The organism is Ruegeria sp. HKCCSP351 (assembly GCF_017872535.1).
Classification (GTDB): Bacteria; Pseudomonadota; Alphaproteobacteria; order Rhodobacterales; family Rhodobacteraceae; genus Ruegeria.
In genome coordinates this window covers 78,488-100,699 of sequence record NZ_JAEDOV010000001.1, presented here as the reverse complement: position 1 = coordinate 100,699, position 22,212 = coordinate 78,488, and the positions used below count along the sequence as shown (strand labels likewise).

The window sequence follows — 22,212 nt, the reverse complement described above, 5'->3', positions numbered from 1 at the left end:
ATCAGTCTTCCTTCAGGATCGAACGGGTGCCAACGATGGACAGGCCAAACGCGTCAAGCCCCAGATATACGGTTTGCGGCGAGTCGGTCAGTAGAACCAGTTCCTGAATTCCCATCTTGGACAGGATCTGCGCCCCCAAACCGGTTTGTTTGATTGTGCGCGGCCCCTCGTCGCCCGTGGCATATAGCGAGTTGCGCGGTTGACGGAACAGGCAGACCACGCCCCGTCCTTCTTCAGCAATCTTTTCCATGGCACGCGGCAGTTCGCGCGAGGATTTCGGACCAAGACCCAGAATATCGGGGGCCTCGTGCAGAGCATGGGTGCGGGTCAACACCGGTTCGGGTGTGGTGATATCGCCCTTGATCATGACCACATGTTCGATGCCATGGGTCTGATCGGTGAACAGCCGCATCTCCCACTCGCCGCCATATTCTGACGCCACCAGCTGACGCGAGGTTTCAACCACCAGATTGTCGTTGCGCGACCGGTACGCGATCAGGTCACTGATCGTGCCGATCTTCATGTTGTGCTCTTGCGCAAACTCAACCAGATCAGGCAGACGCGCCATGGTGCCGTCGGGTTTCATGATCTCGCAGATCACGCCCGAGGGATTCAGACCGGCCAGACGTGAGATATCAACGGCAGCCTCGGTATGACCGGCACGCACTAGCACCCCGCCCCGCTTGGCGCGCAAGGGGAAGACGTGGCCGGGCGTTGCGATATGAGCCATCGTGTTCTGCTCGTTGATCGCAGTCGCCACGGTTAGCGCACGGTCGGCGGCAGAGATTCCGGTACTGACCCCTTCGCGCGCCTCGATTGACACGGTGAATGCGGTTTCGTGCCGGGACGAGTTGTTCACCGCCATCATCGGCAGCCCAAGTGCTTCGACCCGTTCTGCTGTCATCGGCAGGCAGATCAGGCCACGGCCATGGGTGGCCATAAAGTTAATGGCCTCGGCATCGGCGAACTCGGCAGCAATCACCAGATCGCCCTCGTTTTCGCGATCCTCGTGGTCGACCAGGATATACATCCGGCCCGCACGCGCCTCTTCAATAATGTCTTCGATCGGGCTGATCGCGTCGCGCAGCCGGGCCTCGACCGGGCCGGGTGTCTCAAAGCTCATTGGGCAGCCTTTCGCATGGCATGTTTGAACGGCGGAATAGACCACTGAGGGCACAAAGACCAGTCCACAAACGGCGCAGGTCTGTTCCGACGCGACGTATCGTATCAGGGCATTTCGGCCAGACGCGCCACATAACGGGCCAGCGTATCGATCTCAAGATTGACCCTGTCACCGACCTGCACGTCACCCCAAGTGGTGACCTCTTTGGTGTGTGGAATGAAGTTGATGCCAAAATCGCAATCTGTCACGTCATTGACCGTCAGGGATGTGCCGTTCAGTGCCACCGACCCTTTGGGCGCGATAAACCGTGCAAGATCTTTTGGCGCGCGCAGGGTGACGCGGGTGCTGTCGCCGTCTTCCTTGATCGCGATCACCTCGGCTACGCCATCCACATGGCCCGAAACGATGTGACCGCCCAGTTCGTCACCAACCTTCAGGGCGCGTTCCAGATTGACACGCTTGCCGACAGCCCAGGTGTCGAGATTGGTTTTCGAAACGGTTTCCGCGCTGATCTGGACGTCATACCAATCGTCGCCCAACGCGATCACGGTCAGGCACACACCGTCACTGGCAATCGAGGCCCCGATATCGATGCCCGCAGTGTCATAGGTGGTCCTGATCCGCGCACGCAGGTCTCCCTGCTGCTCCAGCTCGGCGACGGTGCCCATGTCGGTGACGATCCCTGTAAACATTCCGTTAACCCTCAGTTCCTAACCTGTGCCTGACTTTCACCGTCGAGGTAAGGCCAACGGGCCGCGCGGGCAAGCCCTGCCTTGCCGTACACCCACCAAACGGGCATAGTTTTGGCAACAACAACAATACGAGCAGTTCGGATGCCGCACCCGCCTTCAAGGTCTCATGATCGGGTCTTCCTGTTCCTTCAGGGCCCGCACGGACCTTTTTTCCCGGCCTTGGGGCGTATGTTACGCGCCACGGGGGCCCGGGTCTGGCGGGTTGGGTTCAATGCAGGTGATCAGGCGTTCTGGTTCGACAAGGCAAGTTACATCCCGTTTCAGGACAAACCGGAAAACTGGCCCGCAACACTGTCCTCTTTGATCGCTGAAAAAGCTGTTACGGATATTGTTCTTTATGGCGACACCAGACCCATCCATGCGCGTGCGGTCGAAATCGCGCGGTCGTGCGGAGTTACCGTACATGTATTCGAGGAAGGGTATCTGCGCCCCTGGTGGGTGACTTATGAGCGGGACGGGTCAAATGGAAACTCAATGCTGATGTCGCTGGATATTCAGCAGATGCGTCAGGCCATGGCCCTGTCCGACCGAAAGGCACCGCCGCCCCCGTCGCATTGGGGAGACATGCGGCACCATATCTTCTATGGCGCCCTTTATCATTGGTTCGTGATGGCCCTGAACAGCCGCTACCGCAACTTTCAACCACACAGGGAATTGCCTGTTTCGCAGGAATTCAGATTGTACCTCAAGCGACTGTTTTTGATGCCTTTTCACCGTCTTCAGCGAAGTTTGGCGACGGCGCGGGTCAGATGGGGCGGATACCCCTATCATCTGGTACTGTTGCAGCTTGGGCATGACAGTTCGGTGCAGGCTCATTCCAGCTTTTCGGGTATGTGTGAATTTCTTGAGCTGGTAATCGAAGGATTTGCACAAGGCGCGCCCGCCCATCACAGGCTGGTGGTAAAGGAACACCCCTTGGAAAACCATCGCGAACCGTTGCGACGCCGGGCCCGTGAAATTGCCAGAAAACACGGCATCGGCGACCGTGTTCATTATGTGCCGGGCGGCAAGCTGGCCAGATTGCTGGATGAGGCGAGTTCGGCCGTCACCGTGAATTCCACCGCTGGACAGCAGGTCCTGTGGCGGGGTATTCCATTGCGCATTTTCGGGCGTTCGGTTTACGACAAGCCCGATTTCGTCTCACAGCAGCCGATCGCAGCGTTTTTCGCCGATCCCCGCCACCCGGATGCCGAGGCCTATCGCTGTTATCGGCAATTTCTTCTGGAAACCAGTCAGGTACCCGGCGGGTTCTATTCAAGACGAGGCCGCCGTCAGCTGCTGCGCCGCGCCGTGGATATGCTTTTGGACACCAACGATCCATACCAATCGGTCCTGAATACGAACGAGGCGCGAACGACACAGTTGAAAGTCGTCGAATGAAACGGGTGGTGTGTGACTGGAAGTTAAGCAACTTACCAGCTAGTCTTCACGCAACTACAAAAGACTGAGGGTATCGGGCGGTGAAAGTCTCTCCTAAGCGATGGATGCGGGGTGTGTCCCTTGTGGCTGCAATTGGTCTGCTGGCTGCGTGCCAGTTGCCAAAATCCGGACCGAACAAATCCGAAATTCTGGCCGGTTCAGTTCAAAACGGGGGCAACGCATATGTCGTTGAAGTTGACGACAATGTCACACGCGCGACGTCCGCCATTCCTCAGTATGGCTTTTCGTCTTCCTTCAGCAGTGCCCAGACATTGACCGCAGATACCGTCCGCCCTGGTGACGTGCTGGGGCTGACCATCTGGGAAAACGTCGACGATGGCTTGCTGTCCGGCGAAACCGGTCTTGCGACCGCGTTGAACGAGGTTCAGGTTGATAGTGACGGATTTATCTTTGTCCCCTATGCAGGACGGATTCGGGCCGCGGGAAACACGCCGGAACAGCTGCGCGTACTGATCACAGACAAGCTTCAGGAACAAACGCCGGACCCGCAGGTCGAAGTGCGGCGCGTCGCGGGTGACGGGTCCACCGTCTCGCTGACGGGCACGGTCGCCGCACCGGGCATTTATCCGATTGAACGGCCAACCCGATCGCTGCTTGGTATGTTGTCCCAGGCGGGCGGGGTCTCGGTCGCGTCGGACATCGCGCTGGTGACCCTGATCCGGGGCGATCAGAAGGGTACCGTTTGGTACGAGGACCTGTTCCGCAACCCCAAGCTGGACGTCGCCCTGCGCGGTGGCGACCGCATTCTGGTGGAAGAGGACAGCAGATCGTATATCGCCCTTGGCGCAACCGGGGGCCAATCGCGCGTGGCATTTGAAAGCCAGGACCTGTCGGCTCTGGAAGCCTTGGCGCAGGTCGGTGGTCTGCTGACGCTGTCCTCGGATCCAACGGGTATCTTCATTCTGCGCAAGGAACGTCAGGATGTCGCCCGCAGTATCACCGGACGCGCCGACCTCAAAGGGGATCAGCGCATGATCTACCTACTGAACCTGACAGCCCCCAACGGCCTGTTCATTGCGCGCGATTTCGTGATCCGGGATGATGATACAATCTACGTGACCGAAGCGCCCTATGCGCAGTGGAGCAAGTCGATCTCACTTATCGCAGGCGGTCTGACGCCCGTTGCAAACGTTGCCACGCTAACCGGCAATTGATGCATGCGTCCTGATCCCGACACGTCAGCCGGGAGCGGGCAAAATCGGCTGTTTGTCTATAACGGCGGCTTTCTGACCCAGAAACGTCTGAGACGTATTCTGTCGCTTTCGGGTTACGACATTCGTCTGGGATTTCCGAAAGAAGGCGATTGCGTAGGCGTCTGGGGCAACAGCCCGACAGCACATCGCGGCCTTAAGATCGCCGAAAAACACGCTGCCCCGGTTCTGCGGGTCGAGGACGCCTTTCTCAGATCTCGGCACCCGGGCCGGAATGGCGAGCCCCCCTTGGGGCTGTTGCTGGATCGTTCCGGCCTGCATTTCGATGCCGCCACGCCGTCTGAACTTGAGACAGTGCTGACCACGCACCCTCTGGATGACACGGCCCTGCTGGACCGTGCCCGCGCCGCGATCACGCGGATCAGAGAGCTTAACCTCAGCAAATATTCCGCCTTCGATCTCGATCTTGATCCACCCGATCCGGGTTATGTTCTGGTGATCGATCAGACGGTCGGCGATGCTTCAGTAACTGCAAGCGGAGCGGACCGCGCCCGGTTTCTTGAAATGCTTGTCTTGGCGCAGGAGGAAAACCCCGGCGCGCGTATCCTGATCAAGACACATCCTGAAACACTGGCGGGTCACCGTCAGGGGCATTTCACCGATCAGGACTTGTCAGACCGGATATCACGGTTCAACGACCCGATCAGCCCATGGCCGTTGCTTGAAGGGGCCGTTGCTGTTTACACCGTGTCCTCGCAACTGGGGTTCGAGGCAATTCTGGCGGGCCACAAACCGCGTGTGTTCGGCCAACCTTTCTATGCCGGATGGGGCCTGACGCAGGATGACAGACCCGTTCCGCGCCGCCAGCGCAGCCTGACACGGGCGCAATTGTTCGCGGCCGCCATGCTGCTGTACCCGACTTGGTACGATCCCTATCGCGATCAACTGTGCGAGCTGGAAACGGTGCTGAACACGTTAGAGGCACAGACCCGCGCCTGGCGACAGGACAAGAACGGCTGGACGGCATCCGGGATGCGCTTGTGGAAACGCAGGCATTTGCAACAGTTTTTCGGGCAACATGGAAAGCTGCGTTTCGCGGCATCCCAAGCCAGCACACCGGACCGCCCCCACATGGTCTGGGCCAGCCAGGCAAGGAACACCGAAGGGGCGGTTCGGGTCGAAGACGGGTTCCTGCGTTCACGCGGGCTTGGGGCGGAACTAGTCCCGCCATTGTCGCTAGTGACGGACGAGATCGGTATCTATTACGACCCGACAAAACCCAGCCAGTTGGAAGAGCTGATCACTTTGCGTGAAACGTTGAGGCCGGATCAGGACCTGCGCGCGGAACGTCTTGTCGAAAACCTTTTGGCCGCAGGCCTGAGCAAATACAATACCGGCAATCCGACCAGCCCCCTGCCCGAAGGCCATCGTATTCTTGTGCCCGGACAGGTCGAGGACGATGCCTCGATCCTGTTGGGAACCAGCGCGGTTCGCAACAATCTGGACCTGCTGAAAACTGTGCGCGACGCCAATCCCGATGCGATCCTGATTTACAAACCTCACCCCGATGTCGAAGCGGGTCTGCGCGAAGGCAGGATCGATGCCGAGGCGATTGCAGACAATGTCGTAACCGAAACAGACCCCGCATCATTGTTGCCGCACGTGCAGGAAGTATGGACCATGACATCGCTTCTGGGGTTCGAAGCTTTGCTGCGCGGCGTGAAGGTTACAACTCTGGGCGCGCCCTTTTATGCGGGTTGGGGGCTGACCACGGATCTGGGGGCTGTTCCCGCCCGGCGTGGCGCAAGACCGACGTTGATGGGCCTCGTCCATGCCACCCTGATTGATTACCCACGTTATTTCGACCCTGTCACAGGGCAACCCTGCCCCGTCGAGGTTGCCGTTGAACGTCTGGCGCAGGGCACTTGTGCTCCGACCGGTCCGTTCAATCGAGTTCTGTCAAAACTTCAGGGTGTGTTTGCGACACATGCGCACTTGTGGCGCTAACGCTAGTCCGACGCCCTGCGCCAACGGTGCAGGATATCACCACCCACCACTTTCGCTTCGATCAGTTCGAACCGTGGCGCGGCGTCCAGTGTCGTTAAAGCCAATGTTCCCACAGCAGCCAGACCTTCGGCACCGATGGTCAATCCGGCAGTAAATCCGACCAGTTCATCCACCAGATCCTCGGCCAGTAGCGACGCTGCCAGCGCCGCCCCACCTTCGCAGAAGACGCTGGTCAGACCGGCTTGTCCCAACTGTTGGAGAAGATCGACCGCGTCAATTTGATGATCCCTCAACGCGCAGGGGATCAGCTTTGCACCTAGTCTTTCCCAGGCTTTCGCGCGCTCTGCATCCGGGTGATGCGCATGGCAGAGCCAGACAGGTGTCTTTGATGCCGTGCGAGCCAAATGCCCCATCAGGGATATGTCCATATGGCGCGAAACCACAACGCGCACGGGCTGATGATCAATGCCAAGGTCCCGAACCGTCAGTGACGGGTCGTCGGCCCGCGCCGTGCCGGCACCGACCATCACCGCATCGTGTCGCGCGCGCATGGCATGGACGACGCGGCGCGCCTGTGGCCCGGTAATCCATTGGCTGTGCCCGGTCGAGGTTGCGATCCGCCCGTCAAAACTGCTGGCCAGCTTGAGGGTTACAAAAGGTCGGCCCTGCTCGGTTTTCAGGAAGAAGCCTTCCAGATCACGTTCCGCCTGCTCTGCGAGGACACCGGTTACGACCTTAATCCCGGCCTCGTGCAGCTTGGCAAAGCCCTGCCCTGCGACACGCGGATCGCTGTCTTCCACGGCTGCCACGACACGGGTGACACCCGCAGCAATCAATGCCTCGGCACAGGGCGGTGTCTTTCCGTGATGGGCGCAGGGCTCCAAAGTCACATAGGCGGTCGCGCCACGCGCGGCCTGCCCGGCCTGCGCCAAAGCCTCAGTCTCGGCATGGGGACGGCCGCCCGGCTGGGTCCAACCGCGCCCGACAATCCGGCCTTTGCGCACGATAACGCAACCCACGGCAGGGTTTGGCCAGCACGTCCCCTGGCCGCGCCGCCCCAATGACAGAGCCAGCGCCATAAACCGCTTATCTGTTTCGCTCACTCGTCCGTCGAAGGCTGCGGCGGTCGCAGTTCGTGGACAAACTCCTCGAAATCATCGGCCGCCTGGAAATTCTTGTACACACTCGCAAAGCGAACATAAGCGACGGTATCGATCCGCGCCAGAGCTTCCATAACGATCTCACCGATCTTGTGGGACGGGATATCCGTGTCGCCCATGCTTTCCAGCCGGCGCACAATACCCGAAATCATCTGATCGATCCGCTCGGGATCAACCGGCCGTTTCTGCATCGAGATGCGGATCGAACGTTCCAGTTTATCGCGGTCGAAATCTTCGCGTTTACCATTGGTCTTTATGACAACCAGATCACGCAGCTGCACACGCTCATAGGTCGTGAACCGCCCGCCACATGCTGGGCAGAACCGACGTCGGCGGATTGCCACGTGGTCCTCTGCTGGGCGTGAATCTTTTACCTGAGTATCGATATTTCCGCAAAACGGGCAGCGCATCCGCCGTCTCCTCGTCCCTTGTTCCGCCTCTTTTTGTAAGTGCTGCGACTTACTTATCCACAACTATAGGGCAGCAACTAGGGTTTGGGTAGTCGGAAATTTCAACCGCTAGATAAAGGGTCAGGTCAGGTGTGCTGCAATCCGTCTCTGGTGTGGTGCCGTGCGGTGTTCAAACAGAAAGATCCCCTGCCATGTTCCAAGGCATGGGCGACCCTGCACCACAGGTATCGACAAGGATACCGGCAACAGCGCAGCCTTTATATGCGCTGGCATGTCATCGGGGCCTTCGTAAGTATGCCTTAGATACGACATTGACGGGTGATCGGATGGCGGCACCAGCCTTTCGAAGAACGCCCGAAGATCAGTTTGAACTTCGGGGTCCGCGTTTTCCTGAATAAGCAATGAACAGGAAGTGTGGCGAACGAAAAGAATCAGCAATCCATCCGTCGCCACCTGCCCCAGCCACCGCGTCACTTCAGACGTGAATTCGTATAACCCTGATCCTTTTGTACGGATTGCAAATTCAGTCTGCATTCGCGGTGTCTCGCCGTTCTGTCAGTCGTTATAGAACGGTCGATAGTTACACCTGGCATTCGCGCCTTGTACAGACATGCTGTCGCCAGGTTGAAAACCGATTGTAACAAAACTGCTTGGCTGTACATCGACATTCTGGGGCGGCTTGGTCGAAAACTGAACCGCCGTCTTGCGCCCGGTGGTGACGCTTGGCCCATACCCACGCAACACATAGATCGGATCGCGCCAACCCGCGCCCAATGTACGCCGAGCATAATCCGCTGCGGCGCACCAGTATCCTTCGGTGCGCCGGTCGCCTCGCGGAATAACCTCGAAGTCAGTGGCGTTTATCGGCTCGGTCCGGTAACCGTGCGGCGCCGCGTCAGCCGTCATTGGAATGCTGAACGCCAGGGCGGCAAGCGCGGCAAATGTCCGTGTATGTTTCATTGTCATAATTCCCTGATTGTGTGTCTCAAAAAGGTTAGGCCATAAGCTCCGTCGGCACAGGGTCGCTCACGTTCTGTTTAGTCCGTCTCGTGCGATGCGTGAACCGGCGTGAGCCAGCCCTGGTATCTGATCAACATTCCCAGTCCCGGCGCGTCTGCAGACACATCAAACCGAAAGCGCCCCGCTTTGTCCTGCCATTCGCGCGTTCTTGATCGCGGCAAGGTAAAAGATGGCATCGGGATGCCAAACACGGTCAGGCGGAGGATTTTGATATGCATCCCATTTTCCCGCCAAACGGGCTTTAACCAGATCGAGATCGCGCCAAAAGATTCACGGACACACTCTCTTTTCGTATCATATTTCAGAGTTGATCGGGTTTTGTGGCCCGCGAAATTCCGATCCCATGACCAGAATTCGCCATCAGTATCAATGTGCACGGAGACGGGGACGCCTTTGCCGCTTTGCGGAAACCCGGCCAGACGTGTTGCAAGGGCAACCCATATCCCTTTGCCACGTTCGATGTCGCAACGTCCTGCAAAGCAGCCCTCGCTCATGTGCAATACTCGAACCGCCCCTGGCAACCTTTCGGTCGATCCTATCGCCTTAAGAAAGGGATCGCCCATCGCTAGTACCCGTTTTCGGCAAAACGAGCCCTGATATCGGGACCGGGAACCAGACATGTCTCGGAACGCCCAAAGAATGCATATCTGTTTCGTGCGATCAGGCGATAGGTTGGATCCTTGATAAGCCGAGGCAGAAACCGACACATTGATAATAGCGACCATGGGCCGCGCAACTGTCGCATCGCCGCTGCAAATGCATCCAGATGCTGAAAAACAGCGCCATTCACGACCACCAGATTTGTTGGAAAATCCTGTGTGGGAAGGCCGAGATCACGATATAGCTTTTGCCCAAGCGGGGACTGCGCCGTTGCAAATTGAAAAACATGGCGCTGGTCACGTTTCAGCATAAACTGGAAAAACCCCGAACACAGCACGCATTCGCCGTCAAACACAATTAGGTTTTTGTCATAAACCGCTGTATTCTCAAAAATATCCTGCAAGGTTTTACACCGGAACTATTGACTTAAAGCCAGCCTGACAAAACCACCTGAGCGAAGCAATGCGACATGTATGAAAGGTGTGGGGGCGTGCCGGGGAGCCTTAACCAGAGGCTGGTGATTTCCCCGAGGCTCTGACCTCATCCCCATAAAGGTCTGGACCCGGCAACACCACTGAATTGGTTCGTTGCACATGGCGATGCTTGTCCATACCGGTCAAAAAATTTCGAGAAACTGCCACCGACGGCTTGTTTCTGTGTGAAATCCACTTGTCAGCACCGTCGATCCTGAAAGACAATTCCGCAATAGTTTGTGTATGTAATTGAAAATTTGAGGTACTGTTTCGCGATGGATGTCGATATCGGCCGACTTCATCTGTTTGTTCAGGCGCTGGACCGCTATTCCGGAAATGGCGACATGTCCTGCGATGTCCTGAAAATGGCAGGGCTGCGCCCTCAGGATATCGCGCCGCCGGTGACCACCTACAGCGTACAAAGCGAGGCTTTGTTTATCCGTTATGCATGTGACGCCACCCATGACATAACGTTTGCGGCCCGCACGGGTCTTGAGGTTACATCAGCCTCGACCGTGACCGCCTATATCAGCAAGTATTCCCGCGACCTGAAACAGGTGATGGAGAACCTCTCGCGCTTTCACGACATCATCGACCCTGCCATCGCGCTTAACCTGCGCGTCGCGGGTAACTTTGCGACCTTGGAAGCCGAGTGGAAAGACCCCGGATTTGCGCGGTATCACAGACGCACCGAATTCCTGATATTTGCTGCCCTGGCCAGAATGCGGAACCTGACGCAAGTCGATCTTTATCCGATAGAAATTCGGTTTCAGCACAGGGTCGGTGACCACGCCCGAAGATTTGAAAAGCTTGCCGGTTTTCCCGTGACCTTTGGGGCTGAGAACCTCGAGATTATCCTGCCTCTTTCAGCGCTGGACCTGCCTGTACCGACTTATGACCCCCAACTCAGAGAGCACTTGCTGGAATATGCAGATCGCCTGCTTTCTGAGAGAGGCGCGCCCAAACATCTGACCCGTGCCAAGGTCGAAGGGCTGGTTACCCGATCCCTGCCCGGCGCAATCCCGCAGGCCGAAAGCCTCGCGGCTGATCTGGGGATGAGCCTTAGAACCTTCAGCAGGCGCCTCAGGGACGAAGGCACCAGCTACCGCGATGTTGTCGACGATCTGCGGTGCGACCTGGCGCAGACCTTTATCAAGAATGAAATGCCCTTGTCCGAAATCGCCTATTCGCTGGGCTATGCGGATCAGGCCGCATTTTCGACCGCTTTCAAACGTTGGACTGGCCAGCCGCCCACCGCGTTCAAGACGCGAACAGAACACCCGATACGGACGTGAGACCGGGGGTCATCAGCTTGAAAAACCTCGCCCCGGCCCGTCCCATGAGTGGACAGAACGGATATAGAAGGACAGAAGGTCCAGCCCTTGTGCATTCCCGCCAATGTGATGGGAGAACAGGCCATCGTGAAGTGTGTCCGGAATGAAAAAAGGCGCCTCGGGTGAGGCGCCTTGATACTTATTGATCCAGGAAGGACCGAAGTTTTCGGGATCGGCTGGGATGCTTCAGCTTGCGCAGCGCCTTCGCTTCGATCTGGCGGATACGTTCGCGGGTCACGCTGAACTGCTGACCCACCTCTTCCAGCGTGTGGTCGGTGTTCATACCGATGCCGAAACGCATCCGCAGCACACGTTCTTCACGCGGGGTGAGCGAGGCCAAGACCCGTGTGGTGGTTTCCTTGAGGTTCTCCTGAATGGCGCTGTCCAGAGGCAGCACGGCATTCTTATCCTCGATGAAATCACCCAGCTGGCTGTCTTCTTCGTCACCAATCGGAGTTTCCAGCGAAATCGGCTCTTTGGCGATTTTCATCACCTTGCGAACCTTCTCAAGCGGCATTTGCAGCTTTTCGGCCAGTTCCTCAGGTGTCGGCTCCCGGCCGATCTCGTGCAGCATCTGGCGACCGGTCCGGACCAGCTTGTTGATCGTTTCGATCATATGAACCGGAATACGGATTGTGCGCGCCTGATCCGCGATTGAACGCGTGATAGCCTGACGAATCCACCACGTTGCATAGGTCGAGAACTTATAGCCGCGGCGGTATTCGAACTTGTCTACCGCCTTCATCAGGCCGATATTACCTTCCTGAATAAGATCAAGGAATTGCAGGCCGCGGTTCGTGTACTTCTTGGCAATCGAAATCACCAGACGCAGGTTGGCTTCAACCATTTCCTTCTTGGCCTGCCGCGCCTCTTTTTCGCCCTTCTGGACCTGCTGAACGATGCGGCGGAATTCGCTGATGTCCAGACCCACATATTGGCCGACCTGAGCCATGTCGTTGCGCAGTTCTTCGACCTTCGCGGTCGAGCGTTCGATGAACATCTGCCAGCCCCGGCCCGGCTTTTCCGCCATTTCGGCCAGCCAGTTGGGGTCCAGTTCACGCCCGCGGTATTCGTCGATGAACTCGCGACGGTTGATCCGTGCCTGATCGGCCAGCTTCACCATCGAACTGTCCAGCGACATGACGCGACGGTTGATACCGTAAAGTTGGTCGATCAGCGCTTCGATCCGGTTGTTGTGCAGGTGAAGACCATTCACCAGCTGCACAATCTCGGCCCGCAACTTCTGATAAGTCTCTTCGTCTTTTTCGCTGAACGTGCCATCCTCGTTCAAGGTGGCCGAAATGCGGCTGTCCTGCATTTCGGACAGCATCGCGAAATCGGTTGAGATCCGCTCCAGCGTGGTCAGAACCTGATCCTTCAATGCCGCTTCCATCGCGGCCAGCGACATGTTGGCCTGATCGTCTTCGTCATCGTCGTCGTCGCTGGTGATCGGGTTGCCATCGGCATCCAGTTCCGGCCCGGCCTCTTTCGCGGGTTTCGCAGCCTGCACCGCCGACGCGTCTACAACTGGCGCGTCGCCGTCTTCGTCCAACTGGTTGCCGAACGTGGTTTCCAGATCGATGACATCCCTCAGCAGAATGTCCTCGGACAGCAATTCGTCGTGCCAGATTGTGATCGCCTGAAAGGTAAGCGGGCTTTCGCACAGACCAGCAATCATGGTGTTGCGCCCTGCTTCGATCCGCTTGGCGATGGCAATCTCGCCCTCACGGCTCAGCAGTTCAACCGAACCCATCTCGCGCAGATACATGCGAACGGGGTCGTCGGTGCGGTCCAGCTTTTCGGTGGCAGCCCCGGCCAACGCAACCTCGCGGTTGCTTTCGGTGGTCGTCAGTTCGGTCGAGCCCTTGTTCTCTTCTTCTTCAGCCTCTTCATCTTCGATGATGTTGATGCCCATCTCGGACAGCATAGACATAACGTCTTCGATCTGTTCCGAGCTGACCTGATCGGGCGGCAAAACCTGATTGAGCTGATCGTAGGTGATGTAACCTTTCTCGCGGGCCTCGGCGATCATCTTCTTGACGTTGGCCTGGCTCATGTCCAGCGAGATTTCCTGGTCCTGCTCGTCGGATTTGCGATCTTCGGTCGTGTCTTTGGCGGCCATTCAATGCTCCTGCAGGGATGGGTGATTCGTTTGATCCGAATCATTAGCGCGTAGAAGTGATTCGGCCACCCGTTTACCCGTTTTTCTTTTCCAGTGCCTTACGAAAACACCATTTTACCGGCGTTTCCGATTGAAATCGATCTTGGCAAGGGAATCAGCAAAGCCATCTCGTTCAGCTTTCTTCAAGCGAGCACCGTTGTGTGCAACATCGTATACAGCCTTGTCTTCGTTTTGACTTCGTGTTGCGCGATTAAGTTCTTCTGCCGCCTGACCAAGTCGGTATGTAAGTGTTTCATCCGGAGTAGCTGTGATCTCTTCTTGACCCTCAACTACTTCTTCCTCACGCCCCCGGAGCGCTTTGATTTTCGCGAGTTCTTCGGCGAGTGTCATCTCGGCCTTCTCAACGTCGCCTGGGTTTCGCACACAGGGTATTATGGCGACATGGCTAAGCGCCAGCAGGTTTTCAAGGGGTTCAGGTCCTAAAGCTGCAACAATATGGTCTTTGATATTTTCCGGGTCGTCGATTGCGTGTCTGAGCAAAACATCCCGCATCGCATTCAGTTCGGGATCTAGGCACGACATTTCATCAATCTGATGTTCGAACTGGACAACCAAGGCGGGTGTCAATATTGCGATTGCGAGAATTACACTTTCCTTCCAACGAATATCCGCGCTGTTCTTCTGAGTGACTAAGAAGGAAGTAAGAGTGCCTTGTGTCGGTCCAGCGGACTTAAGGTCCTGCTCCCTTTTGGACTTCCAGATTCGCGCAGGGATTTGTTTCTGAGAGCGATAGAAATGGAAAAGTAGATCCCTAATTTCTTGTCGATAGTGATTTCGTATCGACTTATCCCGGATTAACTTGATTTTTTCCCAAAGTGCTTTGTCCAACGCAGATCTGCGTTCGGGGCTGTCGAACACCTTGCCGTCGGTCTCGCGCTGCCAAAGCAACTTGACCATCGGAATGGCACCATCCAGCACGGCCTTCACAGCGCCTGCCCCTTCGGCGCGCAGCAGGTCATCGGGGTCTTTGCCTTCTGGCATCAGAGCAAACCGCAACGACTTTCCAGCTTCGAGCAGCGGCAAAGCCAGATCAACCGCCCGCATCGCAGCGCGCAGACCTGCTGTGTCGCCGTCCAGCGCAATGATCGGCTCGTCCGATATTCGCCACAGCAGTTGCAATTGATGTTCGGTGATGGCCGTTCCCAAAGGGGCAACCGACGCGCCAAAACCTGCTTCGGCCAGCGCGATCACGTCCATATAGCCTTCGGCCACGATCAGCGGCTGACCCTTGCCTGCCGCCTGTCGTGCCGGGCCTTGATTGTAAAGGCTGCGCCCTTTGTCGAATAGCTCGGTCTCGGGCGAGTTCAGGTATTTCGCGTTGTCATTGGGGTCCATCGCCCGCCCGCCAAACGCGATGCAACGTCCGCGCGGGTCGCGGATCGGGTACATGATGCGGTTGCGGAAGGTGTCGTAGGGCTTTTTGCCTTTGTTTGAAGGCTTGGCCAGCCCGGCCCCAAGGATCAGATCCTCGGCCACGTTCTTGCCGCGAAGATGGTCCCACAGCGCCTGCCAATCGTCCGGAGCAAATCCAATCTCCCACCGATCCAGCGCTTGCGCGTTCAACCCGCGGCGCGCGAGGTAGTCTCGTGCGGCGGCTCCTGCCCCGGTCTTGAGTTGCAGGCGGAAGAACTGCACAGCCTGTTCCATCACATCAGCCAGCTGTGTGCGGTGGTCCTGTTTTTCCTGCGCCTTCGGGTCGCGCGCAGGCATCGGCATCCCGGCTTCGCGGGCCAGAATCTCGACAGCTTCGATGAACGAGACATTCTCGGTCTCTTTCACAAAACTGATCGCGTCCCCTTTGGCATGACAGCCAAAACAGTAATAAAACCCCTTCTGATCATCGACATGGAATGAGGCCGTCTTTTCGTGATGAAACGGGCAAGGCGCCCACATGTCCCCTTTGCCCTGATTGGACTTGCGTTGATCCCACATAACCTTGCGCCCGACAACCTGAGACAGGCTGAGCCGCGTGCGCAATTCGTCCAGAAATCCGGGGGGCAATGACATGAGTCAAACCTGACAGAAACAGGAACGCGCGCCAAGGGGATGGCGCGCGGTTGTCCACAGGGAAATGTCCGGGCTGTGGATTATTGCTGCAAACACAGCTCAAGCCAAGCGGCGCCCAGATCCTTTTTGCGCACGTCCCGCATCTTTTGCTCATAAACCCAAGGCGTGATCAGCGGGATTGCAGCATTGTAGTTTTCGGGCCATGTCGGGCCGCTATCCGCCACGGCTTGCGCCACATCGCGTTCTTTTACGCGGTCCAGCCGCGCCTTTTGGATCGCTGCCACCACATCCGCCTGATATTTGCAGCTTTGTTCCTTGGTTTCCTGAGCGGCCAAAGGGGTGGCCAGCAGAGCCGCGACAATGGCTATACGCAACATGGAGGTCTCCGGGATTCGTTTCTCTGAGTGTCTATTATCCGTCAAACTATCGGGCCGCCATCGACATTCAAGCCGCGGCGCGTACCGGCGGGGCGAAATGATCACCCCGCCCGCCTGCTTCAGAGCCCCTTGGCGCGGTAGCTTTTCGCAACGCGATCAATCGCCACGATATAGGCCGCGGTACGCAGGTCTTCGACATCGTCGCGGCTGTGCCACACTTCACGCATCGACTGGTAGGCAATACGCATCGTGTCGTCGAGACCCGAGCGCACCAGCTCAAGCTCATCCGCGCCTTTGAGGTACTTGGCCTTGAAGTCCGGCGACATCGACCAGGCATCGCCTAGGTACCGGTCCAGCCGTTCCAACTCGCTGACAATCAGTTCGTGGCGCGATTCTTCCTGACGACGCTGCATCCGGCCAAAGCGGATGTGGCTAAGGTTCTTGACCCATTCGAAGTAAGAAACCGTCACACCGCCCGCATTTGCATACATGTCGGGGATAATCACTGTGCCCTTCTTGCGCAGGACTTCATCCGCGCCGGCGGTAACCGGACCATTGGCAGCTTCGATAATCAGCGGCGCCTTGATCCGATCGGCGTTCGACAGGTTGATGACACCTTCCAATGCCGCCGGGATCAGAATGTCGCAATCGGCCTCCAGCACTGCTGCACCTTCAGCGGAATGGGTCGCGTCGGGATAGTCTTTTACGCCGCCATGTTTGACAATCCACTGACGCACGGCTTCGACGTCAATGCCGTCGGGATTAAATAGCGCGCCGTCCCATTCGATGATTCCGGTTATGCGCGCGCCATCTTCCTCGCTGAGGAACTTTGCAGCGTGATAACCTACATTACCAAGCCCCTGCACGATAATGCGCTTTCCATCCAGTTTACCTGACAAGCCTGCTTTCTGGATGTCCTCAGGGTGGCGGAAGAACTCGCGCAACGCGTATTGAACGCCGCGCCCGGTCGCCTCGACCCGCCCCGCGATACCACCGGCATTCAGCGGTTTTCCTGTCACACAGGCGCGCGCATTGATGTCCGTTGTGTTCATCCGTGCGTATTGGTCAGCCATCCAAGCCATTTCACGCTCCCCAGTGCCCATATCGGGCGCAGGCACGTTTTGCGATGGGTTGATCAGGTCTCGCTTTGCAAGCTCATAGGCAAAGCGCCGCGTGATTTGTTCCAGTTCATGTTCTTCGTATTCTCGTGGATCAATGCAAAGCCCACCCTTGGAGCCACCAAACGGCGTCTCAACGAGAGCGCACTTATAGGTCATCAGCGCAGCCAAAGCTTCAACTTCGTCCTGGTTAACCGCAGTGGCATATCGAATACCGCCCTTGACCGGCTCCATATGCTCCGAGTGGACAGACCTGTAACCGGTGAAGGTATGGATTTCACCACGCAGCCGCACACCGAATCGAACTGTGTAGGTTGCGTTGCAGACACGGATCTTTTGCTCCAACCCCGGCGGCAGTTCCATCAGGGCTGCGGCCCTGTTGAACATCAGGTCAACACTTTGACGAAAGCTGGGTTCTTTGATGCCGGTCATAAAATCCTCCGTAGCGGTACATGACGATACGTCACGACGTTTTGTCGCACCACTGGCGGCCTGCTGCAATCAAACAATGCACTTTTTTTAATCAATTTACGAACACAGGCGCAGTTGCCCTAGGGTGAGTCGCTCAGATCGGCCAACTCCTTAACGAATTGTTTTCATTTCATCGACAGATCACCTGAAACGGTCGGAATTATACCCCTTAGGCGCGTAAAAAGGCCAAAACCAAGCCTTTTTCGCCCAATTCACGCCACGTTTGAAAATTAACTTTGTCCCAAATCTCTTTTTCTTTGACGCACGAATTCGACGTGTGAAGCGGAGTAACCAGAATGCGAAATTCATTGCTTTGTAACGACGGCTCGAAACCGAAGCGCAAAACGTTCAATTTAGAGCAATTCGCTCGGAATGAAGATGGTGTCTTCACTATTTTCGTACTGTTCATGGTGGTCCTGATGCTGGCGATTACCGGCATGGCCATGGATGTCATGAAGTATGAACGCGACCGCGCCAGCCTACAATCCACACTGGACCGCGCTGTGCTTGCCGCCGCGGACCTCGATCAGGACCTTCCTGCAAAGGCCGTTGTCGATTCCTACATGGACAAGGCCGGGCTGGGTAATCTGAACGCCATTACGACGGTTGTCGAAGGGTTCGGTTCCAAGAAAGTAAGCGCTACCGCCGAAGCGGTTGTCCCGACGCGCTATCTAAGGTTCGGTAAAGTCACCGAACTGGGTCTTGTTGCGACCAGCGCGGCTGAAGAATCCATTGGCGCTGTTGAAATCTCGTTGGTTCTCGACATCTCCGGCTCTATGTCTCGCTCGTCTGCCACACCATCGAAAACAAAAATCGCAGTGTTGAGAGAAGCTGCGTCGGAATTTGTCAGGCTCATGCTGGACAAACCTGACGAAACGCAGATTTCAATCTCGATTGTTCCATACGCAACGCAGGTCAACGCGGGGGCATCAATCCTAGACAAGTTCACAAATGTCACACAGGAACACAGCTATTCGCACTGCGTAAACTTTATTCCGGAACAGTACAGCGATTCTGATCTGGAACGGGATGACACCCTCGAACGCACTGCACATTTCGATCCTTTCACCTACTCTGAAGGATCAATCAGATTGCCTGTTTGTCCTGTCCGTGCCGGAAGTGCGATCACCCCTGTCACCGACAATATGAACAAGCTACTTGCCCAGATTGCGTCCCTCACGCCCGGTGGAAACACATCAATCGATATTGGGATGAAGTGGGGAACAGCGCTGCTGGACCCAAGCATGCGAGGAATTGTTCAGGACCTGTCGCTGGAGCAGGACCCCGCCTATGCTGGTACAACTATAGTGCCATCAAAGTTCTCGGTCCGTCCGTCGGACTATGGTACCGACGTTCTGAAGATCGCCATTGTTATGACCGATGGTCAAAACACCGATCAATACATGCTTAACCCATCGCTGCGCGAAGGCATGTCAGATGTCTGGTACAACTCGGAAGCCGGAGAATACACTGTGTATCATTCTCAGGGTCGTCCGAATTTCTTTTGGCCTCAGCAGGGCGTTTGGGCAGATCACCCCTACGGAAATCCGGAACCCGAGACACATCTGAACGAAGAACTCGGAACAGCGGTTCGGCTGACATATCCTGAACTCTTCAATCGAATTTCTTTGGCCTCGAATGCACGCGACAACTATTACTGGCAGTCCAGCGGGTGGGCGGAATGGTATTCCAAGGCCTATGCGAAAGTCGAAACGTCGGCCAAGAACCAGCGCACCAAGCACGTTTGTGACGCGGCCAAGGATCAGGGTATCATCGTTTACGGCATTGCATTCGAGGCGCCCAGAAGTGGGTACAGGACCCTGAAAGACTGTGCCAGCTCTGACAGCCACGTCTATGACGTAAGTGGCCTGAACCTTGAGAAAGCCTTTGAATCCATCGCATCTTCGATCCGCAAACTGAGGCTAACCCAATGATCAGCAGAAAGCTGTCGCATCTCCGCCTGTTTCGGCAATCTGAGGCAGGCAATGCGACAATCGAGTTCATCATGCTCGTACCCTTCTTCCTGGCGCTTCTCGTGGCAGGAGCCGAGCTTTCTATCATCACAATGCGACATGCTGCTTTGGAGCGTGGGGTTGATCTGATCGTAAGGGATATTCGCCTGGGCACCGGTACGAACTGGGATCACGACGTGATCAGAGATCGGATTTGCGATGTTTCCGGCATCCAGGATTGTACGGGGAACCTGCGGCTGCAAATGATTAAACAGGACGCGTTCGCTGGAATCGTGCTTTCGGACAACGTCCCCTGCACGGACAGTTCCGAAGATCCCAAACCGGTTCTGGATTTCAAAAGCGGCCAATCCAATGAGTTGATGATCCTGCGGGCCTGCCTGCGTATAGATCCGGTTCTTGAGACCTCAGCCATTGCCAAGCTTGTCCCGGACGCTACCGGCCACTACGCGGTGACCGCGACGACAGCATTCGTACAGGAGCCACTGTAAGATCATGTCTGTACTCCAAATCCTGAAAAATCGCGTCAAAGTCTTCAAAAAAGACGAAAGCGGCATTCTGACCGTTGAAGCCCTCATGATTTTTCCACTGATGCTATGGACGATCACGTTCACGTTCACTGCATTCGAGGGGTTTCGTCAAAGCGCGTCCAACCTGAAGGCAGCTTATACGATCAGCGACCTGATTTCGCGTGAAACGCAGGCCGTGACCGATGTGTATATCGACTCGCTGCACGATTTGGCAGGAAAGATGGTCAATAACCGGTCAGATGTGAAAATGCGGGTCTCGCTGATTGTTTACGATGAGGACGATGATCGCCACTACGTTCGCTGGTCGACTGTACGCGGCTTTGACAATGAGTGGGACGACGACAAGATCGGAGAAATCGAAGACCGCTTGCCACCGATGCCCAATCAGGACACCGTTATTCTGGTTGAAACGTCCAATGAATACATCCCGACGTTCAGACCGGGCTGGGATTTTGCGACAGGTATCACCTTTGAGAACTTCATCTTTACCCGTCCCCGCTTTACGAACGAAGTTGCTTGTAACTTAACCCAGACCCCGTTCGTCTGCACAAATAGCGGATAGAATTTCGGACATAAACTTGGCCTCGGCGGCAGATGTCATGCCGCCCACGCCAACCCGGTGACCAACCCGCCACCACAACCCCGGAGCCCAGCGGTTCACCGCTTTGTTTCGCGTACGGATCAGAAAGCCGTTTGACGGTTTGAACGCGAAAACACCCCTATCCACCGTTTCAATATCGGCCACGTCCGCGATGACCTGACCCGATCCTGTCCGTAACTCGGTCCGCGTCAGTTCGATACAATCTTCTGTGGCGCGCCAGACGCGAAGCGCCAACCAAAGCGATGCACCGCCAACGATAAACAGAAACACCTGCCAAACCGGTTCGGGTGGCGATACCAGCGCGACATAGGTAACCAGCATTCCAACCGTTGTCAGCATCCCTACCCCGGTCCATCGTCTTGGGGATGAGGCCTGAATTGTTGCCAGCACTTCGTCCTGCATGGATGTCTCCTGTCTGATCCGCTTCGATCTAGCCATTTTGCGCCGGAAACAACAGGGGTTTGGCTGCAAACAATTTCGCACAGGTCCGGTTATTTCATGCAAATTGACTGCCGTGGCGCAGAGATTACATGCTGCCCAGACGACACGGAGGCAAACATGTCCCTTAGACCGACGTTGGAAACACGCAAAGCCATCCCCACAATGGAAGGGGCTGGTGTGAAACTTCACCGCGCATTCGGGTTTCAGGACCCGTCCGAACTGGATCCCTTTCTGCTGTTTGATGATTTCAGAAATGAACGCCCGCAGGATTATCAGGCCGGTTTTCCCTGGCACCCGCACCGGGGAATTGAAACGATTACTTACGTCCTGACCGGCACTGTCGAGCATTCGGATTCGCTGGGCAACACCGGCACGCTTGGTGCCGGTGATGTGCAATGGATGACCGCAGGATCCGGTATCCTGCATCAGGAAATGCCAAGCGGCAACATCTCGGGCCAGATGCACGGCTTCCAGTTGTGGGGCAACCTGCCCTCGGACCAGAAGATGACCGCCCCGCGCTATCAGGACGTCCAAAGCAAGGACATCCCCGAAGTCACTGATGACGATGGCACGACAGTGCGGGTGATCGTGGGTGAGTTCTGGGGTAAGACCGGTCCCGTAGACGGGATAGCTGCTGACCCACAATATCTGGATATCTCTGTCCCGGCGGGTGTGAAGAAAACTTTCCGGATCGATACGTACCGCCGTGCTTTCGCCTATGTGTTTCAGGGTCAGGCCGCCTTTGCCGATGCCTCGCAGCCGACAGGTGTGCTGCTGGAAAAGGAAATCGCCGGGCAAGAGGTCAATATCCGCGACATGTCAGGGGATCGCACGCTTGTCCGTTTTGGCACGGGCGATGAAATCACCGTTCAGGCTGGCCCCCAAGGCGTGCGGTTCTTGTTGATCTCTGGGGCTCCGATCAACGAACCCGTCGCTTGGCATGGCCCCATCGTGATGAACACGCGGGCCGAACTGGAACAGGCATTTCGCGAGCTGCGCAATGGCACGTTCATTCGCCCCGCGCACTAACAGCGTGACGGTTTGA

General features: G+C 56.6%; 21 protein-coding genes. 8 read left to right on the top strand and 13 right to left on the bottom strand.

The window, feature by feature from the left end; genetic code table 11:
- Window position 1: 1 nt before the first annotated feature.
- Window positions 2-1,123, bottom strand: a complete 1,122-nt coding sequence (ribB, locus tag I9182_RS00465) for a 3,4-dihydroxy-2-butanone-4-phosphate synthase (protein ID WP_209595826.1) — start codon at window positions 1,121-1,123, stop codon at window positions 2-4.
- A gap of 104 nt (window positions 1,124-1,227) precedes the next feature.
- Complete coding sequence (locus tag I9182_RS00460) at window positions 1,228-1,815, bottom strand: riboflavin synthase (RefSeq protein WP_209504309.1); 588 nt, start codon at window positions 1,813-1,815, stop codon at window positions 1,228-1,230.
- Window positions 1,816-1,956: 141 nt separating this feature from the next.
- Between I9182_RS00460 and I9182_RS00455 the strand changes: the two genes are divergently transcribed.
- The 3 genes from I9182_RS00455 to I9182_RS00445 all read left to right on the top strand — a co-directional run bounded on the left by I9182_RS00455 (window position 1,957) and on the right by I9182_RS00445 (window position 6,473).
- Complete coding sequence (locus I9182_RS00455) at window positions 1,957-3,255, top strand: capsular biosynthesis protein (RefSeq protein WP_209595824.1); 1,299 nt, start codon at window positions 1,957-1,959, stop codon at window positions 3,253-3,255.
- Window positions 3,256-3,335: 80 nt separating this feature from the next.
- Window positions 3,336-4,469: a polysaccharide biosynthesis/export family protein gene (locus I9182_RS00450; RefSeq protein WP_348540365.1), complete on the top strand. Its 1,134-nt coding sequence runs from the start codon at window positions 3,336-3,338 to the stop codon at window positions 4,467-4,469.
- A gap of 3 nt (window positions 4,470-4,472) precedes the next feature.
- Complete coding sequence (locus I9182_RS00445) at window positions 4,473-6,473, top strand: capsular polysaccharide biosynthesis protein (protein ID WP_209595823.1); 2,001 nt, start codon at window positions 4,473-4,475, stop codon at window positions 6,471-6,473.
- Between the two features lie 2 nt (window positions 6,474-6,475).
- Here the strand turns inward: I9182_RS00445 and ribD are convergent, their stop codons facing one another.
- The 6 genes from ribD to I9182_RS00415 form a co-directional block, all read right to left on the bottom strand.
- The gene (gene ribD, locus I9182_RS00440; protein ID WP_209504312.1) at window positions 6,476-7,576 is read right to left on the bottom strand and encodes a bifunctional diaminohydroxyphosphoribosylaminopyrimidine deaminase/5-amino-6-(5-phosphoribosylamino)uracil reductase RibD; all 1,101 of its coding nucleotides are present in this window, start codon (window positions 7,574-7,576) and stop codon (window positions 6,476-6,478) included.
- Window positions 7,573-8,043: a transcriptional regulator NrdR gene (nrdR, locus tag I9182_RS00435; RefSeq protein WP_209504313.1), complete on the bottom strand. Its 471-nt coding sequence runs from the start codon at window positions 8,041-8,043 to the stop codon at window positions 7,573-7,575. The genes ribD and nrdR overlap by 4 nt, the downstream gene beginning before the upstream one ends.
- 120 nt (window positions 8,044-8,163) lie before the next feature.
- The gene (locus tag I9182_RS00430) at window positions 8,164-8,577 is read right to left on the bottom strand and encodes a secondary thiamine-phosphate synthase enzyme YjbQ (RefSeq protein WP_209595820.1); all 414 of its coding nucleotides are present in this window, start codon (window positions 8,575-8,577) and stop codon (window positions 8,164-8,166) included.
- 21 nt (window positions 8,578-8,598) lie between these two features.
- Window positions 8,599-9,003, bottom strand: a complete 405-nt coding sequence (locus I9182_RS00425) for a hypothetical protein (protein WP_209595818.1) — start codon at window positions 9,001-9,003, stop codon at window positions 8,599-8,601.
- A 77-nt stretch (window positions 9,004-9,080) separates the two neighbouring features.
- On the bottom strand, window positions 9,081-9,626 hold the full coding sequence (locus I9182_RS00420) for a DUF4166 domain-containing protein (RefSeq protein WP_209595816.1): 546 nt from the start codon (window positions 9,624-9,626) through the stop codon (window positions 9,081-9,083).
- 2 nt (window positions 9,627-9,628) lie between these two features.
- The gene (locus I9182_RS00415; RefSeq protein ID WP_348540374.1) at window positions 9,629-9,973 is read right to left on the bottom strand and encodes a DCC1-like thiol-disulfide oxidoreductase family protein; all 345 of its coding nucleotides are present in this window, start codon (window positions 9,971-9,973) and stop codon (window positions 9,629-9,631) included.
- Window positions 9,974-10,411: 438 nt separating this feature from the next.
- Here I9182_RS00415 and I9182_RS00410 point away from each other — a divergent pair, with 438 nt between their 5' ends.
- Window positions 10,412-11,431, top strand: coding sequence for an AraC family transcriptional regulator (locus I9182_RS00410; RefSeq protein ID WP_209595812.1), 1,020 nt, complete (start codon window positions 10,412-10,414; stop codon window positions 11,429-11,431).
- A gap of 178 nt (window positions 11,432-11,609) precedes the next feature.
- On the opposite strand, the gene rpoD is transcribed toward I9182_RS00410, so the two are convergent.
- The 4 genes from rpoD to I9182_RS00390 all read right to left on the bottom strand — a co-directional run bounded on the left by rpoD (window position 11,610) and on the right by I9182_RS00390 (window position 17,586).
- A complete protein-coding gene (gene rpoD / locus I9182_RS00405) occupies window positions 11,610-13,592 on the bottom strand; it encodes an RNA polymerase sigma factor RpoD (protein ID WP_209504318.1) in 1,983 nt (660 codons plus the stop codon).
- Window positions 13,593-13,706: 114 nt separating this feature from the next.
- The gene (gene dnaG / locus I9182_RS00400; RefSeq protein WP_209595810.1) at window positions 13,707-15,659 is read right to left on the bottom strand and encodes a DNA primase; all 1,953 of its coding nucleotides are present in this window, start codon (window positions 15,657-15,659) and stop codon (window positions 13,707-13,709) included.
- An 80-nt stretch (window positions 15,660-15,739) separates the two neighbouring features.
- Window positions 15,740-16,036, bottom strand: coding sequence for a hypothetical protein (locus I9182_RS00395; RefSeq protein ID WP_152457544.1), 297 nt, complete (start codon window positions 16,034-16,036; stop codon window positions 15,740-15,742).
- Window positions 16,037-16,155: 119 nt separating this feature from the next.
- The gene (locus I9182_RS00390; RefSeq protein WP_209595808.1) at window positions 16,156-17,586 is read right to left on the bottom strand and encodes a Glu/Leu/Phe/Val dehydrogenase; all 1,431 of its coding nucleotides are present in this window, start codon (window positions 17,584-17,586) and stop codon (window positions 16,156-16,158) included.
- Between the two features lie 335 nt (window positions 17,587-17,921).
- Here I9182_RS00390 and I9182_RS00385 point away from each other — a divergent pair, with 335 nt between their 5' ends.
- Genes I9182_RS00385 through I9182_RS00375 form a run of 3 tightly spaced genes read left to right on the top strand, consistent with a single transcriptional unit; the run spans window position 17,922 to window position 20,687 of the window.
- Window positions 17,922-19,559, top strand: coding sequence for a TadE/TadG family type IV pilus assembly protein (locus I9182_RS00385; protein ID WP_209595806.1), 1,638 nt, complete (start codon window positions 17,922-17,924; stop codon window positions 19,557-19,559).
- Window positions 19,556-20,086 (top strand): TadE/TadG family type IV pilus assembly protein, encoded by a 531-nt coding sequence (locus I9182_RS00380; protein ID WP_209504322.1) that lies wholly within the window; start codon window positions 19,556-19,558, stop codon window positions 20,084-20,086. Before I9182_RS00385 ends, I9182_RS00380 begins: the two co-directional genes overlap by 4 nt.
- A 4-nt stretch (window positions 20,087-20,090) precedes the next feature.
- Window positions 20,091-20,687: a pilus assembly protein gene (locus tag I9182_RS00375; protein ID WP_209504323.1), complete on the top strand. Its 597-nt coding sequence runs from the start codon at window positions 20,091-20,093 to the stop codon at window positions 20,685-20,687.
- On the opposite strand, the gene I9182_RS00370 is transcribed toward I9182_RS00375, so the two are convergent.
- Window positions 20,649-21,164 (bottom strand): hypothetical protein, encoded by a 516-nt coding sequence (locus tag I9182_RS00370; protein ID WP_245222450.1) that lies wholly within the window; start codon window positions 21,162-21,164, stop codon window positions 20,649-20,651. The two genes, I9182_RS00375 and I9182_RS00370, sit on opposite strands and share 39 nt — an antisense overlap.
- Window positions 21,165-21,284: 120 nt before the next feature.
- Between I9182_RS00370 and I9182_RS00365 the strand changes: the two genes are divergently transcribed.
- Window positions 21,285-22,196, top strand: a complete 912-nt coding sequence (locus I9182_RS00365) for a pirin family protein (protein ID WP_209504325.1) — start codon at window positions 21,285-21,287, stop codon at window positions 22,194-22,196.
- Window positions 22,197-22,212: the final 16 nt, after the last annotated feature.